This is a genomic window from Priestia sp. USM5 (genome assembly GCF_058323215.1).
Window position 1 is genome coordinate 3,359,742 of the sequence record NZ_JBSGKN010000001.1, and the last position, 14,718, is coordinate 3,374,459.

Below are 14,718 nucleotides of genomic sequence, written 5' to 3' on the forward strand. Positions count from 1 at the left end.
TTTTACAAGTTGTTTTTCGACAAAAGATGCTGCTTGTCGAATAAAAAAGAGGTTGAGACATAACGAAATAAATCCAATCGAAAGACGAACGAATGAGATACATGAGCTGGACTGCTTATGACACCGCAATTGATTTCCGTGCAAGGCTTCGCTTTCCGCGGGAGTCTTCTCCTTGCCCTCCAATCAATTGCTAGAAGGAACGAAACAAATAAAACGATGTGCACCATCACAAAAAAAAAGAACCACTCATCAAACAGGTTGATGAATGGTTCGTTTTTTACTTGGACTCAACTACTTTTGTCCCAGCCTCTTTTTTATTCAGCTTTTTGAGCAGCGATTTGTACAGCATCCCATACCGTAGCAAAAGGAGGGGCATATGAAAGATCTAGCATGGTTATTTCATCTGTTGTGAGGCGGCAAGTAATAGCTGTCGCAAATACATCGATTCGTTTTGCAACTCCTTCTTTCCCAATCATTTGAACTCCTAGAATCTCTTTTGTTTCAGGATGATAAACAAGTTTTATGACCATCTTCTCAGCTCCTGGATAGTAAGAAGCATGACTCGGAGCCTCGGCTGTGATGGCTTTGTATAAAAGAGAATTTTCTCTTGCTTCTCTTTCTGAAATGCCGGTTTTTCCGATTTCATAGTCCATCACTTTGACAATGCTTGTACCTAAAACACCCGGAAATTTTCTATTTTCTCCCCCTAATCGGTAACCAAGAACCCTTCCCTGCTTATTGGCAATGGTTCCAAGAGCAATATGAACATCTTTTTTTAATACGCGGTGATAGCTCGTTGCACAATCTCCCGCTGCGTAGATATGAGGCACGTTGGTTTCCAACTTCTCGTTTACTAAAATAGCTCCATTTTCAAGCATTCTTAGTCCGTTTCTTTCTAAGAATTGCGTATTCGGACGAACTCCTACATTTACAATCACTAAATCCGTTTGGTACGTTTGACGGTTTGTTTGAACGTGAGTGACGGAACCATCTGAATGCAGCAATGCTTCCACTTCTTCTTCGAAATGAAATAAAATATCGTCATCTAGCTGCTTTTGTAGATGCTCTGCCATGTCTTGATCTAAAATAGATAGAATCTGCTTTCCCTGTTCAATGACCCGTACTTCTTTTCCCAAAGCCTTCATTGCTTCAGCTACTTCCATTCCGACATATCCTCCACCAATAATAGTGACTTTTTCTACGGAGTGAGCCTGTAGATATGTATAGATTCTTTCGCTGTCTTCTAATGACTTTAATGTGCATACATTCGGCATGTTATCACTCATAAAATTAGGTTTAACAGCCGTTGTTCCAGTTGCAATGATGAGTTCATCATATGTTATCTCTTTTTCAGCGTGCGTTTTGACATCTTGTGCTACTATGTATTTCTTTGTATGGTTTACTTCTTTAACTTCGTGAAAAAGATGGACGGAGATATTTCGCTCTTCAAACTCTTGTTTCGTACGAGCAATCAAATCGTCTTTTTCTTTTACAACACCTGACAGATAGTAAGGCATGCCACATGCGCTGTAAGAAATATCTCCACCTTTTTCAAACACAAGGATTTCCACTTCTTCTTTTTCTTTCATCCGGCGAAGCTGTGAAGCTGCGCTCATTCCGGCGGCTACTCCTCCTATAATGACGACACGTTTCATCTATACTCCCTCTTTCTACATAAATAATAGATTATACTATTGTTTTTCCTTATTCTTCCCGATTTCAAACGAAAAAAAACGGCTGTTTACACAGCCGTAGATGTTTGTTTCGAGCGGTAATACGTTAAAGCCAAGGCTCCTGCTAATACAGCTCCTTTAATAATATCTTGCATATAATACGGAACATTTAGCATCGTTAATCCATTTAACAGCACACCAATTAAAATAGAGCCAATCAGCGTCCCGAATACATTCGGTTTCCCTGCTCCAAATACGGAAAAGCCAATGTATGTCGCAGCTACGGCATCCATTAAAAATGGTGAGCCTGCGTTCACTTCTCCTACTCCAATACGGGCAGCTAAAACGACTCCTCCAATTCCAGCAAGCAAACCTGAAAACATATAGGCATACATACGATAACGATTAACCGGTACACCCGAAAGTCTTGCTGCTTCTATGTTACCTCCTGTTACGTAGAAAAAACGACCAAACTTTGTATAGGAAAAAACGATATGAACAAGCAGCACAGTCAGCAGCATAATGATCACAGGGACGGGAATACCTAGAAAGTGACCTTGCCCCAGCGCAAGGAAAGAAGGAATGAAAATTCCCGGAGCTCTTTCTCCGCTTGGTAAAGGCATATTGGTATAAATAGCTGAGCCTTTTGTATACGTTAATAAAATCCCCTGTACGATAAACATCATTGAAAGCGTGGCTAAAATATCAGGAATCTTTACTTTCACTACTAAAAAAGCATTCACTAACCCGATGAGAAGCGATGCAATAATCGGAACAATGATCGCAACTGCAATTTCTTGTCTGTGTAAAACGAGCATAGAAGCTGATAAAATAGTGGCTAAACCAGCCGTAGATCCTACAGATAAGTCGAGTCCGTTGACCGTTAACGATATCGTTACACCAAGCGCAATTAAGGTAACAATGGAAATAGAGCGCAGAATATCACTAATGTTTTCTCCTGTTAAAAAGTTAGGTGTGGCAATGGAAAAAATAATCATAATAACAAAAATCATTAAGACTGTCCCATATTTGTAAAAAAAGTCGAAAACGCTTATTTTTCTCTTTGGTTTCGCTACAGGTTCTGTTACATACTCCGCACTCATCCTTTTACTCCTCCTGCTGTATAATAAAATAATTTTTCACTAGTTGCTTCTTCTTTGGATAATTCTTTCACGATTTTCCCGTTGTACATAACATAAATTCGATCCGCTACCCCTAGCAGCTCCTCGAATTCACAGGTTGCATAAACAACGCCTTTTTGCTGTGACACAAGCCCTGTAATTAAGTCGAATATCTCTCGCTTAGAGCCCACATCAACCCCTTTAGTTGGCTCATCGAACAACAGTACGTCAGAATCCGTAACAAGCCATTTTCCGATTGCTACTTTCTGCTGATTTCCACCGCTTAACGTTCCAACTGACTGCTCGATAGAATGAGACTTTACGCCAACTTGCCCAGTCGTTTTCTGCGCTTTTTCTTTGATCTTTCCTCGCTTTAGAAACGAATAATTTGTAAAGCGGGACAGACTTGGCAAAACTAAGTTATCGGCAATCGATTCATGAACAAAAATTCCTTCTTTTCTTCGTTCTTCAGGAACAAGAGAAAGACCTTGTGCAATATAATAATACGGCTGCTTATTCAACTTTAGTTTCTTGCCTTTTAACCGAACGCTGCCGCTGACATATTGCTCTAAACCAAATAGACTTCGGCAAAGCTCCGTTTTCCCTGCTCCTACAAGCCCTGCAATACCGACTACCTCTCCTTCTTTTACATGAAAAGAGATATTCGAAAGGCGCCCTGGAAGGGATAATGCTTCTACATGTAAAAGTTCGTTTCCAACTTCTACTGATTTTTTGACCCACTGTTTTACAGAAGACGTTCCTAACATGAGCGTAATCACGTCTTCAATTGATGTATGTGAAGTTTCTTTTGTAGCTACATAGCGTCCGTCCTTTAAAACCGTTAAGCGGTCGCAAATATCAACCACTTCTTGAAGGCGATGTGAAATATAAATAATGCCTACTCCGCTTTTCTTCAGCTCTCTCATCACAGAAAACAATTGTTTCGTCTCTTCCACACTAAGAGGTGCGGTTGGTTCATCCAAAATTAAATAATCAACATTCTGTACAATTGCACGTGCAATAAGCACCTGCTGTTTTTCTGATAGAGTTAGATCAACAACATTTTTTTTAACTGATAAAGAAGAACCAAGTAAAGAAAGAGCTTCTTCCGCTTTCTTATAAATAGATTTCCAGTTTACAAATGTCTTACTTTTCTTAGAAACCTGCACGTCTAACACAATGTTTTCAGCTACTGATAGCGAAGGAATCAGCGCTACATCGACTTCTTGGTGTACAATGCCGATGCCGTGGCTCTTCGCTTCTTTAGGAGAAGAAATAGAGATTTCTCCTCCGTCTTTGTAAATCTTTCCTTCGTACTCGTCGTAAGCTCCGCACAATATTTTCATCAACGTACTTTTACCGGCACCATTGGCTCCCAATAAAGCATGAATTTCCCCTTTTTGAACAGTAAAATCAACTTTGTTCAGCGCTTGAAAAGAACCAAAGTTTTTTGTAATGTTCTTCATTGAAAGCTCGTTCGTCATGTCTGTCCCTCCACTTCTACTCTTTTTTACCCCATTCTTCTACGTACTGACTAAGCTGGTCCATATTAATCGTTTGATTAGGCAAGTCAGTTTGTTTGACTAAAACCGGATCAAAGGAATAATAACGAGGGATCTCTTGACCGGAAATCTTTTTAAGAAGCAGATCAACCTGCTTTTCTCCTACTGAAGCTGGGTTTACAGCAGCTGACGCTTTCCACGGGCTGTTTTTTGCCTGCATCATTTGCAGGTCTTCATCAGATAAGTCCACTCCATATACCTTAATCTCATCTCGTCCTGCTTCTTTAATCGCTCTTGTGACTCCTTTTGCAAATTCGTCCCAAGGTGCCCAAACGGCTGCAATGTCTCCTTTATTTGGATACTGCTTTAATACAGCCGCCATTTTATTTTGAGTGTCTAGAGAGGTGTTGTCTGTTGCGCTTCCAAACGTGGCAATTTGTTTTACATCTGGATAGCGATTCATCATAATTTTATAAATGCTGTCGCGTTTTTCCATCGGTGCAAAGCCTCCAACAAACGCATATACAATATTTCCTTTTCCGTTAATGTCCTGCATCATTTGCTTTAGCCCCTGGAGCGCAAGCATATAATCATCTTGGTCAATCGTTGTAACGCCTTCTACTTTTAATTCTACGTCTGTTGCAATAACGGGAATCCCTTTTGCAATCGCGCGCTTCACGCCAGGTTCAAGGGTTTCAGCCCGGCCGTGGTCAATCATAATACCGTCAACATTTTGGTTAATAGCCGTGTCTAAATAAGCCGCCATTTTAGATTGATCATTATTAGAATCAGAAACGGATAGCTGTACTCCGGCTTTTTTAGCCGCTTTTGTCACACCTGTTATGTACTGAGCAGCGTGAGTGCCTGATGTAAATTCAGAAATAAGAGCAATTTTTGTATCTTTCGTAATCTTTTTTCCTTCTTGCTGTACAGGCTTAGCAGAAGCCGCTTGCTGCGCTGGAGCTGCCTGTGCTTTCTCGTTTAGACTTGGCTGTTCTTTCGTGCAGGCAGCCAGCGCAAAAACTAGAAGCACGAGCAAAGTAAGTGGCCACAGCATTTTTTTACTCTTTTTCATGGTGTTCCTCCTATTAAACTTATTATTCATATAAAAATAGTTAGTTTTATAATAATCCAAAGAATACCCCGCTTTTAGATGTAAAAGCGGGGTGATCATGACCTATGCTTTACAAGTAGTTGTTATGCGTAAATAGGTACCCATCCTTCAGTTGTCACGAAAATTCGCACAGCGACTACTTTACGATCTTCCATTAGTGTAAAGTAATGAAGAATGTTTTCTGGTACTGAAATTAAATCGCCCGGCTCTAATTCAACATCAAAAAATTCACCGTCTTTTCCTTGAATAACAAAGATTCCATGACCGCTTACGATAAAGCGAACTTCGTCATCTGTATGAATATGCTTGCGCTGAAAGTTTTTTAACAATTCATCAATGTTTGGTGTAGATTCCGATAACGAGATAACATCTTGAGCTTTATAGCCGCGGCGTTCAGAAATATCTTTAATATCCTCACCAAAAACGTTTAAAATTTCTGTTTTTTCTTCATCAGTTAAATCATATTTTTCACGAAGATTTTCTGGAAGTTTTGTAATATCCCAGTTTTCATAAATAACTTCATTGTTTGCCAGAAAAGCTGATACTTCCTCTTGAGTTTCAATTCTTTTATTATTTACATGTAAGCGAATTTGCGCCATTTTTATTTCCTCCTTTTATAAATGCACCTTTGGCTTAATGCCTTTAAGTGATAGTAATTTCACATGGTAGCTAAATAGAAATTCATAGGCTTCTAGCGCTTTTTTTGTTTCAAACGCATTTTTCCCCCATACCGTAATCCCGTGGTTACGAATTAAAATCGCGCCTTGATCGCCTTTTATATGGTGAGAAAATTCTTCTGCTAGTGTCGGAATATCCGCGTAATTCGGAATAATCGGAACAGTAATTTCCGCATCTTCCTCCCAAATACCCAGTGCCTTAATAATTTCTTGGCCTTTGAATGAAATAAACCCTTCATCTCCGTACAGTTCAGAGATCACGTTGTTGTCGATTGTATGTACATGAAGGCTGCACCCAGCATTCGTTGACTCGTAAATCTTAACGTGTAAAAGCGTTTCAGCAGAAGGCTTTAAATGCGTTTCTTCTGCAGGCTTCCCGTATTGATCAACTAACAAAAAGTCTTCATTTGTGCGTTTTCTTTTATCTTTTCCACTTGCTGATACAAAGAAAGTTGTCGGATTTTGATCCACTTTAATCGCTAAGTTTCCGCTTGTACCGAAGAACCAATCGCGCTCTGCCAACTCATCTTTTATATCTGCAAGCTCGTGTAATCTTTGCTGAGCCATAATACTCATGCTTTCACCTCTTCTGTTAATTCTTGTAAATGGTGAATCACATCATAAAAAGTAGAAAAAGGACGATACGGTAGAGATAGCTCTTCGCATTTTTTAATTAAAAAGTCACGCGCAATGACAGTGTCAGCTAATTTGGCAGCCTGCAAATCTGTAATTGAATCGCCAATAACAACCGTATGATCTCTTTCATCTGCAAGATGGCGAATAATCGTTGGCTTACAGCAGCCGCAGTGATTTGTACACTGTTTATCACATGTATGAGGCCACGTAATGGAAATATGCTCACCGGAAAAATCAGATCCGTTGCAGTAGAGCATTTCCTCTGCAACTCGATTTCCCAAAAGCGGTTTTACAAAAAAGTCAATTCCTCCGCTTACAATATAAAGCGGAATATGATGCTCTTTTGTATAGGCAATAAAATCATCAAATCCATCTCGAATAGCAGACGTCTCTAAAATATAAGAAATAATATCTTCCTTTAATTCCACGGGAAGCAAGGCAAACATTTGCCCTACTCCTTCTTGAATGGAGACGCGCTGTGCTAGCACGTCGTCTTTAATACTTTCCCACTCCGGAGGAGCAAATTGTTTCATAATAGCAATAATGTTATCGCTATTTGTGATTGTTCCATCAAAGTCACAAAAGATTTTTAACGATGTCATGCTTTCACCTCTACTGTTCCCCATAGTTGCAAAGCTTTTTGCAACTCTTTTGATTCTTCCGCTTTTTCGGCTAGTGTTTGATGAGAGAGTACTGCATCTATCGCCGCACGGAATGCTTTTCCTCCTCCGATAGCGCCGTCTGGATGACCGTGAACTCCGCCTCCTGCATTAATAATGCTGTCGATTCCAAAGTCTTTCACAAGCTGCGGTACCATTCCAGGATGAATTCCTGCTGAAGGAACCGGGAAAGTCTGCTTATATTTGTACACAGGACGCGTTAATTCGTAGGCAATGCCTGTCGTATCTTCAAGAGAAAGCGCTACGCTTCCGTATGGTGATGGAAACAGTGAGAAATCTGCTCCGGCTAAGCGCAATAGTTTTCCAAGCAGTAATGAATTTGAAAAACCGTAAAACTCTGATGGCGTAAGCGCTCCGCTAACAGCTGGGTGTGCCATAATCGGCAAGTTAATTTCATCATCTTCTCGAAGTGCCTGCAGTACGTCTAACCCGTAAGCAAATACGTTGAATAAAAGAGCATCGGCTCCTAGCTCAGCTGCTTTTCTCGCTTTTTCTTTTAATTCAAACGTTCGTCCCGTTAAATTAACAGCATACAGCGTGCGGTGTCCCGTTTTTTCGTATACGTCATTCAGTACTTTTTTTCCTTCTGTAACGCGAGTTTCAAAAGGTGTTCGTTCACTATCAAACAAAATCTCGTCGTCTTTAACCAAATCCACTCCGCCAAGCGCTTGCTCACGCAGCTGAGTTGTTAAGTACGTCATGTCTCTTCCAATCACGCCTTTAAAAATACTCATCACAAGCGGACGGTCATAAACGCCTAGTTTCTCTCGTATACCTTCTATTCCAAAGCGCGGTCCTGGGAATTCAGCTAATAATTCATCAGGAAAATCCAAGTCTAATAATTTCACTTTTCCATCAAGTGATAGTTTTCCGAAAACCGTAACTAAAATAGCCGGTAAATCTCTTGAAAAGTTGGCAGTTGGATAAGCAATTTTGACAATAGCCTGCTTAACCTCTCCGCCTAAATATCCGTTAACACGTTCGCAGTCTTGAAGCTCAGTTACGGATACGACGCGCCCTTTATGCTTTTGAAGCTGCTGTTGATCTAAAAGCGGCAGATCTGTCCATGAGCCGACGGTTAGTCCTAAAGCGATTCCTTCCGCTTTTTTATGAAAATTTCCTTTATTGTCATGTAGTAAGTAGATTGCAACGATTTCACTCATTATGCTAAAAACTCCCTTGCTGTTTAATATCGTTAATAAAAAAAAACCTCTTCTGTGATTAAGAAGAGGCTTTCGTTGCTCTTCTTATCTCTCAGCTGCTGCTGCAAGAATTAGCACCGTGCTTAACATGCGTTAAGTCGGTTGCCGGGCTTCATCGGGCTAGTCCCTCCACCTACTCTTAATAAGAAAGTTGCTATTTATTTAAATTGAATTCGTAGATTATATACTAAATAAAAAATACCGCTAGGATTTATCGGTTATTAATCTCGTTAACTTCTTACATATTAAGCCAACTCAAAAAGGATTGTCAATGCGTTTTTAAAATAAATTTAATTTTTTTATTCGAGATACAGCTTCTCTCATGCGCTCTTCATCCGTCAGCAGTCCTACGCGCACATAGCCTTCACCATATGTTCCGAAGCCTACTCCAGGTGCCACTACAACGTGGGCTTTTTCAAGAAGTAAATCTGAAAATTGTTCAGAAGTATATCCTTTAGGAACTTTTAGCCATGCAAAAAAGGAACCCGCTGGGGATGTAACATCCCAACCAATTTCTTGAAGCCCTTGAATAAAGGTATTGCGTCTAGATTCATAGCGCTTAACTAAATCATTCACACATTGTTGAGATTCCAACAGAGCTGCGGCTGCTGCCTCTTGAACGGCCCCAAAGAGGCTGACATACATATGATCTTGAAGAAGATTAATAGCTTCTACTACACTTTCATTTCCTACAGCAAATCCAACTCGCCATCCCGCCATGTTATACGTTTTAGAAAGAGTATAAATTTCAATTCCCGTCTCTTTTGCATCAGGAGTCTGTAAAAAGCTGATTGGCTTTTTACCATCAAATCCAATGGCTCCGTAAGCAAAGTCGTGTACCACACAAATATCGTGCTTGGCAGCAAACGCCACGGTGTCTTCAAAAAATTCTGCCGTTGCCACTGCACCAGTAGGATTATTCGGATAGTTTAGAAACATGAGCTTTGCCTGTTCTTTAGCACGTTCACTTATCTCTTCGTATACGGGTAGAAAATGATTTTCAGCCGTGAGAGGCATCACTTCCATCTTGGCTTTTGCAAGCTCTACTCCAGACCAGTAATCAGGATACCCAGGATCCGGAACCAGCACTGTATCTCCAGGATTTAACAAGCACTGCGGGATTTCAACAAGTCCACCCTTTCCGCCAAATAAAATAGCTACTTCTTTTTCAGGATCCACATCAACGCCATATTCTCGTTTATAAAAAGTCGCAACGGCCTCTTTTAAAAACTGGTGCCCCCGAAATGGAGAATATTTATGATGCATAGGATTAGCACTTGCTTTTTGCAGTGTTTCTACAATATGTGAAGGAGTAGGCTGATCAGGATTTCCCTGCCCTAAGTTAATAACGTCGTGCCCTTGGGCCATTACTTTTCCTACCTTGCCCACAAGTGATGCAAAAAATTGTTTTGGTAAACTTTTTAATAGTTCCGATTGCTCAAATTGTTTCATCATCGCACACCTTCTCAAAAAATTCTTGAAATTCTAGTCACAAATAATATATTGTAATACTCAACTTGTAAAGTCATTTTTTTCAACTACTAAAAAAAGGACGGATGATAAAGTGAGTGTAAAAATTACGTGTTTGCAGCTTGATATTGCGTTTGGAAACCCAACTAAAAACCGAAAATATATCGAACAAAAAATGACGGAAGCCCTGAAAGAAAACCCTGATATCCTTGTGCTTCCTGAGCTATGGGATACAGCTTATGATTTGACGCGGCTAGACGAAATTGCAGATGATGAAGGGCAGCAAGCCAAGCAATTAATCTCTCAGTTTGCTAAAACAAACGCAGTAAATATTGTGGGAGGTTCGATCGCGAAAAAAACAGAGCAAGGCGTCACGAATACGATGTATATTTTTGACCGAAAAGGTCGTGAAGTATCACAATACAGTAAACTGCACTTATTTAAATTAATGGATGAACACCTGTATTTAGAAGCAGGAACAGCAAAAAACCTTTTTACACTTGAACAGTCACTGTGCGCAGGAGTTATTTGTTACGATATTCGTTTCCCAGAATGGATACGGGTTCATACTAGCAGCGGAGCAGAAGTCTTGTTTGTTGTCGCTCAGTGGCCGGCTCCAAGACTCGCCCACTGGAAAGCCCTGCTCATTAGCCGCGCAATCGAAAATCAATGCTATGTAATCGCATGTAATCGTGTAGGCCAAGATCCTAATAACACATTTGCCGGACATTCCTTAGTCATCGATCCGTGGGGAGAAATAATCGCTGAAGCTGGCGATAGCGAAGAACTTTTAAGTGCTGACGTTAACCTGGAACTTGTAAAAGAAATTCGTAAACAAATTCCCGTCTTTACAGATCGCCGTACAGAATTTTATTAATTATGTATTGACAGCCGTTTTTTTGCATGATACGATTTTCACCAGATATCATAAAATATTCAAACAAATCAAAATTGAATAAGTAATCGTACTCTTATCAAGAGTTGGCTGAGGGATTTGGCCCTGTGAAGCCCAGCAACCGACCGTCATTCCATCCTAAGATGGATCACACCCGTAAAACATGTTTTACAAAGGCACGGTGCTAATTCCAACAGAAAGTAATTTTTTCTGGCAGATAAGAGGTTTGAACACTACAATCAAGCCTCTTTCCAACGAAAGAGGCTTTTATATTTTCTAAAATTATAAAAGCCTCCATATATTCTTAAACCTATTAACTTAGTAAACAAATCAGTTTAATAAACTATGGAGGGATTCCGATGTCAATAACAAAAGCAGAGAAGTATCACCCTTTAACAGAAATTTCAGCAATCAAACTTGTGAAAAAGCTAGGTCTTTTTGATGCCACAGAAGCACTGACTGCCCGTGAAATTGGTGACGGCAACTTAAATCTCGTCTTTCACATCATAAATGATCAAACGAATAAATCCATTATCGTCAAACAAGCGCTTCCCTATGCAAAAGTTGTAGGCGAAAGCTGGCCTCTATCCTTGAACCGTGCCACCATTGAAAGCAATGCGCTCAAGCAATTCGGTGCATTTACGCCAGAACTTGTGCCCGCTGTTTATTACCACGATGAAACGCTTGCTGTTACGGTCATGGAAGACCTGTCTCACTTAACGATTTCTCGCGCCGGACTTATTCAAGGTGAAAGTTATCCTCTGCTCTCACAGCATATCGGTTCTTTTTTAGGACATATTGCGTTCAAAACGTCTGATTTCGCCTTAAAACCTCAGGATAAAAAAGAAGAAGTTGTTAAGTACAGCAACCCCGACTTATGCAATATTACGGAAGATTTAGTTTTTACAGATCCTTTTTTTGATATTGATACAAATGAATTTGAAAAAGCGCTGCGTCCTGATGTAGAAGAATTGTGGAATGATGGTGATGTAAAGCTACAAGCAGCAAAATTAAAATATAAATTTTTAACAAATGCGCAAACGCTAATCCACGGTGATTTACATACAGGCAGCATCTTTGCTAGCAGTCAAGAAACGAAAGTGATTGATCCAGAGTTTGCTTTTTACGGTCCGTTTGGATTCGATTTAGGGCAATTTGTTGCGAATTTATTTTTAAATGCTCTTTCTCGAGAAACAAATCGCGAACCGTTATTTGCACACATTACGAACACATGGAACGTATTCAAAGATACCTTTACTGCGCTTTGGCATTCTGAAAACACTGAACCTTTCGCTAAAGACGAGCGCTTATTACATGAAATTTTAACGCAAACGTGGCAAGATGCTGTTGGATATGCAGGATGTGAAATCATTCGACGTACGATTGGCTTAGCTCACGTGGCGGACTTAGACGAAATTTCTTCAGAGGAAAGAAAAATTAACGCTAAACGTACTGCGTTAAAAATTGGACGCTATTTGCTTCTGCACCAACAAGACGTTTCACCAAATGAATTTGAACATTTACTTCGATAACGAATAATGTACACAATGAAAGGATCGGTATCAGCATGACAAATACACTATCACTTCCGCGCTCAGTGGAATGGAATGAATCATATATTACTTTATTAGATCAGCAGCAGCTTCCTGGCAAAGTTGAATATATTAAGCTGCAAACCATTAAAGACGTATGGGATGCTATCACTACCTTGAAAGTACGCGGAGCCCCTGCAATTGGCATTACGGCGGCTTTTGGTCTTGCTCTTTCTGCGCTTAGCTATGACACAGATTCAGTCAAGGAATTTAACAAAAAGCTAGCTCTTGATCAACAGTATTTAGCTAGCTCACGCCCTACTGCCGTCAATTTATTTTGGGCATTGAAGCGCGTAGCGAAAAGCGCTGAATCCGCTTCGTCCGTTAATGAAGCTAAAACAAAAGTTGTTCATGAAGCTATTCAAATTCAAGTAGAAGATGAAGAAACGTGCTACCGAATTGGAGATCATGCTCTTTCTTTATTTAAAAAGAAGGATAAAATCATGACAATATGTAATGCTGGTTCAATTGCTACAGCTTATTATGGAACAGCCTTAGCACCTTTTCACTTGTCTAAGCAGCGCGATATTCCGCTTGAAGTATTTGCTTGTGAAACAAGACCCGTTCTTCAAGGTTCTCGCTTAACAGCATGGGAACTTCAGCAGTCGGGAGTAGACGTTACGCTGATTACGGATAATATGGCTGCTCATACCATTAAAACAAAAGGAATTAATGGGATCATTGTAGGTGCTGACCGCATTGCAGCAAATGGCGATACGGCTAACAAAATTGGAACGTATGGACTTGCTCTTTTAGCGAAAGCATTCGGTATTCCATTTTACGTAGCAGCGCCGCAGTCCACATTTGATTTATCTATTCAAGACGGAAGCAGCATCCCTATTGAAGAACGTTCACCTAAAGAAGTAACGCACATTGGAGATACGCAAATTGCTCCAGACGGAATCTCTGTGTACAATCCAGCTTTTGATGTGACGCCAAGCGAACTGATTACGGCCATTATTACAGAGCATGGAGTTATCCATTCCCCGTCTTTTGAATCCATTCAAAAAGTTTTGCTGCAATCTGCTCAATAACAAGAGGCTGGGACAAAAGTATTTTAGCCCCACTGCAAAACGAACCACTAATCAACATGTTGATTAGTGGTTCGTTTTTTTGTGATGGTAAATATCGTTTTATCTGTTTCGTTCCCTCTAGCAGTTGATTGGAGGGCAAGGCGAAGACTCCTGCGGGAAAAGCCGAAGGGGTGAGACCCCGCAGGAGCGCAAGCGACGAGGAGGCTCAGCGGCCGCCCGCGGAAAGCGAAGTCTTGCACGGAAATCAACTGCGGTGTCACAAGCGGTTCAGTTCATCTATACGAGTTGTTCATCTTTAGATGACATTGATTTTGTTATGTCTCAACCTTTTTTATTAAACAGCGCTTTTTGGCTGCATTTGTAACACAATTGTAACAGTACTCTCTGCTTTTTCTACATATATTATAGGGGATTCTTTTTGAATAAGGAGGAGTAAAAATGAGTGCAGAGCAAAAAACGGATAAAAACAAAGCGTTAAATCGCAAGCAGCAATATCAGCTATTCGATTTATCCAAAGATGAAGAACTAAATTCCCTCCCTTCTCCTCAGCAAATTGACGGTGTTTTTGTGCAGGGAGAAGGCTGGAAATTAGACGGTGAATAGTTATTTTAACTCCAGAGCGCCTTTTGCTACATTTCTTTCAAGCATTAATAGTTTTTCTTTTATATGAGTTTGGGAACCTGCATAACCTGTTAAAGCTCCATTTTTACCAATAACACGGTGACAAGGTAAAATAATAGGCAGTGGATTTCGACGATTCGCTTGTCCCACAGCCCTTACGGCTTTAGAGCGATTAACAGACTCCGCTACATCACTATAAGACCACGTTTGTCCATAAGGTATACCTTTAAGCGTTAACCACACTTCTTTTTGAAAGTCTGTTCCTTTTATATCCAAAGGCACATCAAATGTTAGCGTGCGCCCTTCAGCATAATCCTGAAGCTGCCGCTTCGCTTCTTTCACAAGGTGATAATTCTCGTCATGGACAAGTTTTTTAAGCTGCTCGTTGTGATCATCGCTATCAAACCAAATATGTTGAACCCCTTTTTCCGAGGCTACAATATAAATTTTCAAATCAGAAAATAAGTTCATTTCTCCATAGTACATACTCGCTTATCCTTT

15 protein-coding genes and 2 riboswitches are annotated in these 14,718 nt (G+C 40.2%); of the genes, 5 read left to right on the forward strand and 10 right to left on the reverse strand.

Annotated elements, in window-relative coordinates; all coding sequences use genetic code 11:
* Positions 1–314 precede the first annotated feature (314 nt).
* The 9 genes from ACWATA_RS17975 to ACWATA_RS18015 all read right to left on the reverse strand — a co-directional run bounded on the left by ACWATA_RS17975 (position 315) and on the right by ACWATA_RS18015 (position 10,057).
* Entirely contained in the window at positions 315–1,655 is a 1,341-nt protein-coding gene (locus tag ACWATA_RS17975) for a CoA-disulfide reductase (RefSeq protein WP_154991551.1), read from the reverse strand.
* A gap of 86 nt (positions 1,656–1,741) precedes the next feature.
* Complete coding sequence (locus tag ACWATA_RS17980) at positions 1,742–2,776, reverse strand: ABC transporter permease (protein ID WP_028414163.1); 1,035 nt, start codon at positions 2,774–2,776, stop codon at positions 1,742–1,744.
* Complete coding sequence (locus ACWATA_RS17985) at positions 2,773–4,278, reverse strand: sugar ABC transporter ATP-binding protein (RefSeq protein ID WP_028414164.1); 1,506 nt, start codon at positions 4,276–4,278, stop codon at positions 2,773–2,775. Before ACWATA_RS17985 ends, ACWATA_RS17980 begins: the two co-directional genes overlap by 4 nt.
* Positions 4,279–4,294: 16 nt before the next feature.
* On the reverse strand, positions 4,295–5,371 hold the full coding sequence (locus ACWATA_RS17990) for a sugar ABC transporter substrate-binding protein (RefSeq protein WP_028414165.1): 1,077 nt from the start codon (positions 5,369–5,371) through the stop codon (positions 4,295–4,297).
* A gap of 122 nt (positions 5,372–5,493) precedes the next feature.
* Positions 5,494–6,009: a cupin domain-containing protein gene (locus ACWATA_RS17995; RefSeq protein WP_473050011.1), complete on the reverse strand. Its 516-nt coding sequence runs from the start codon at positions 6,007–6,009 to the stop codon at positions 5,494–5,496.
* Between the two features lie 15 nt (positions 6,010–6,024).
* A complete protein-coding gene (locus tag ACWATA_RS18000) occupies positions 6,025–6,663 on the reverse strand; it encodes a methylthioribulose 1-phosphate dehydratase (RefSeq protein ID WP_028414166.1) in 639 nt (212 codons plus the stop codon).
* Entirely contained in the window at positions 6,660–7,325 is a 666-nt protein-coding gene (locus tag ACWATA_RS18005; RefSeq protein ID WP_047751408.1) for a 2-hydroxy-3-keto-5-methylthiopentenyl-1-phosphate phosphatase, read from the reverse strand. The genes ACWATA_RS18000 and ACWATA_RS18005 overlap by 4 nt, the downstream gene beginning before the upstream one ends.
* Positions 7,322–8,566 carry a 2,3-diketo-5-methylthiopentyl-1-phosphate enolase gene (gene mtnW, locus ACWATA_RS18010; RefSeq protein WP_473050012.1) on the reverse strand — a complete coding sequence of 415 codons (1,245 nt, stop codon included), beginning with the start codon at positions 8,564–8,566 and terminating at the stop codon, positions 7,322–7,324. Before mtnW ends, ACWATA_RS18005 begins: the two co-directional genes overlap by 4 nt.
* Before the next feature lie 81 nt (positions 8,567–8,647).
* A riboswitch (SAM riboswitch) is annotated at positions 8,648–8,754 on the reverse strand.
* Between the two features lie 130 nt (positions 8,755–8,884).
* Complete coding sequence (locus tag ACWATA_RS18015; protein WP_473050229.1) at positions 8,885–10,057, reverse strand: pyridoxal phosphate-dependent aminotransferase; 1,173 nt, start codon at positions 10,055–10,057, stop codon at positions 8,885–8,887.
* 112 nt (positions 10,058–10,169) lie between these two features.
* Between ACWATA_RS18015 and ACWATA_RS18020 the strand changes: the two genes are divergently transcribed.
* The 5 genes from ACWATA_RS18020 (at position 10,170) to ACWATA_RS18040 (ending at position 14,199) form a co-directional block, all read left to right on the forward strand.
* The gene (locus tag ACWATA_RS18020; protein ID WP_016763379.1) at positions 10,170–10,952 is read left to right on the forward strand and encodes a carbon-nitrogen family hydrolase; all 783 of its coding nucleotides are present in this window, start codon (positions 10,170–10,172) and stop codon (positions 10,950–10,952) included.
* 91 nt (positions 10,953–11,043) lie between these two features.
* A riboswitch (SAM riboswitch) is annotated at positions 11,044–11,194 on the forward strand.
* Positions 11,195–11,329: 135 nt separating this feature from the next.
* A complete protein-coding gene (gene mtnK, locus ACWATA_RS18025; RefSeq protein ID WP_473050013.1) occupies positions 11,330–12,502 on the forward strand; it encodes an S-methyl-5-thioribose kinase in 1,173 nt (390 codons plus the stop codon).
* Between the two features lie 35 nt (positions 12,503–12,537).
* Positions 12,538–13,596, forward strand: coding sequence for an S-methyl-5-thioribose-1-phosphate isomerase (gene mtnA, locus ACWATA_RS18030; protein WP_473050014.1), 1,059 nt, complete (start codon positions 12,538–12,540; stop codon positions 13,594–13,596).
* A 124-nt stretch (positions 13,597–13,720) separates the two neighbouring features.
* Entirely contained in the window at positions 13,721–13,960 is a 240-nt protein-coding gene (locus tag ACWATA_RS18035; protein WP_102813766.1) for a hypothetical protein, read from the forward strand.
* A 74-nt stretch (positions 13,961–14,034) separates the two neighbouring features.
* Positions 14,035–14,199, forward strand: a complete 165-nt coding sequence (locus ACWATA_RS18040) for a hypothetical protein (protein WP_014461081.1) — start codon at positions 14,035–14,037, stop codon at positions 14,197–14,199.
* On the opposite strand, the gene ACWATA_RS18045 is transcribed toward ACWATA_RS18040, so the two are convergent.
* A complete protein-coding gene (locus ACWATA_RS18045) occupies positions 14,200–14,703 on the reverse strand; it encodes a methylated-DNA--[protein]-cysteine S-methyltransferase (protein WP_028414173.1) in 504 nt (167 codons plus the stop codon).
* Positions 14,704–14,718: the final 15 nt, after the last annotated feature.

Bases quoted from the DNA above. Each gene is read 5' to 3' on its own strand.
- ACWATA_RS17975 (WP_154991551.1), bottom strand. From the start codon at position 1,655: ATGAAACGTGTCGTCATTATAGGAGGAGTAGCCGCCGGAATGAGCGCA.
- ACWATA_RS17980 (WP_028414163.1), bottom strand. From the start codon at position 2,776: ATGAGTGCGGAGTATGTAACAGAACCTGTAGCGAAACCAAAGAGAAAA.
- ACWATA_RS17985 (WP_028414164.1), bottom strand. From the start codon at position 4,278: ATGACGAACGAGCTTTCAATGAAGAACATTACAAAAAACTTTGGTTCT.
- ACWATA_RS17990 (WP_028414165.1), bottom strand. From the start codon at position 5,371: ATGAAAAAGAGTAAAAAAATGCTGTGGCCACTTACTTTGCTCGTGCTT.
- ACWATA_RS17995 (WP_473050011.1), bottom strand. From the start codon at position 6,009: ATGGCGCAAATTCGCTTACATGTAAATAATAAAAGAATTGAAACTCAA.
- ACWATA_RS18000 (WP_028414166.1), bottom strand. From the start codon at position 6,663: ATGAGTATTATGGCTCAGCAAAGATTACACGAGCTTGCAGATATAAAA.
- ACWATA_RS18005 (WP_047751408.1), bottom strand. From the start codon at position 7,325: ATGACATCGTTAAAAATCTTTTGTGACTTTGATGGAACAATCACAAAT.
- mtnW (WP_473050012.1), bottom strand. From the start codon at position 8,566: ATGAGTGAAATCGTTGCAATCTACTTACTACATGACAATAAAGGAAAT.
- ACWATA_RS18015 (WP_473050229.1), bottom strand. From the start codon at position 10,057: ATGAAACAATTTGAGCAATCGGAACTATTAAAAAGTTTACCAAAACAA.
- mtnK (WP_473050013.1), top strand. From the start codon at position 11,330: ATGTCAATAACAAAAGCAGAGAAGTATCACCCTTTAACAGAAATTTCA.
- mtnA (WP_473050014.1), top strand. From the start codon at position 12,538: ATGACAAATACACTATCACTTCCGCGCTCAGTGGAATGGAATGAATCA.
- ACWATA_RS18040 (WP_014461081.1), top strand. From the start codon at position 14,035: ATGAGTGCAGAGCAAAAAACGGATAAAAACAAAGCGTTAAATCGCAAG.
- ACWATA_RS18045 (WP_028414173.1), bottom strand. From the start codon at position 14,703: ATGTACTATGGAGAAATGAACTTATTTTCTGATTTGAAAATTTATATT.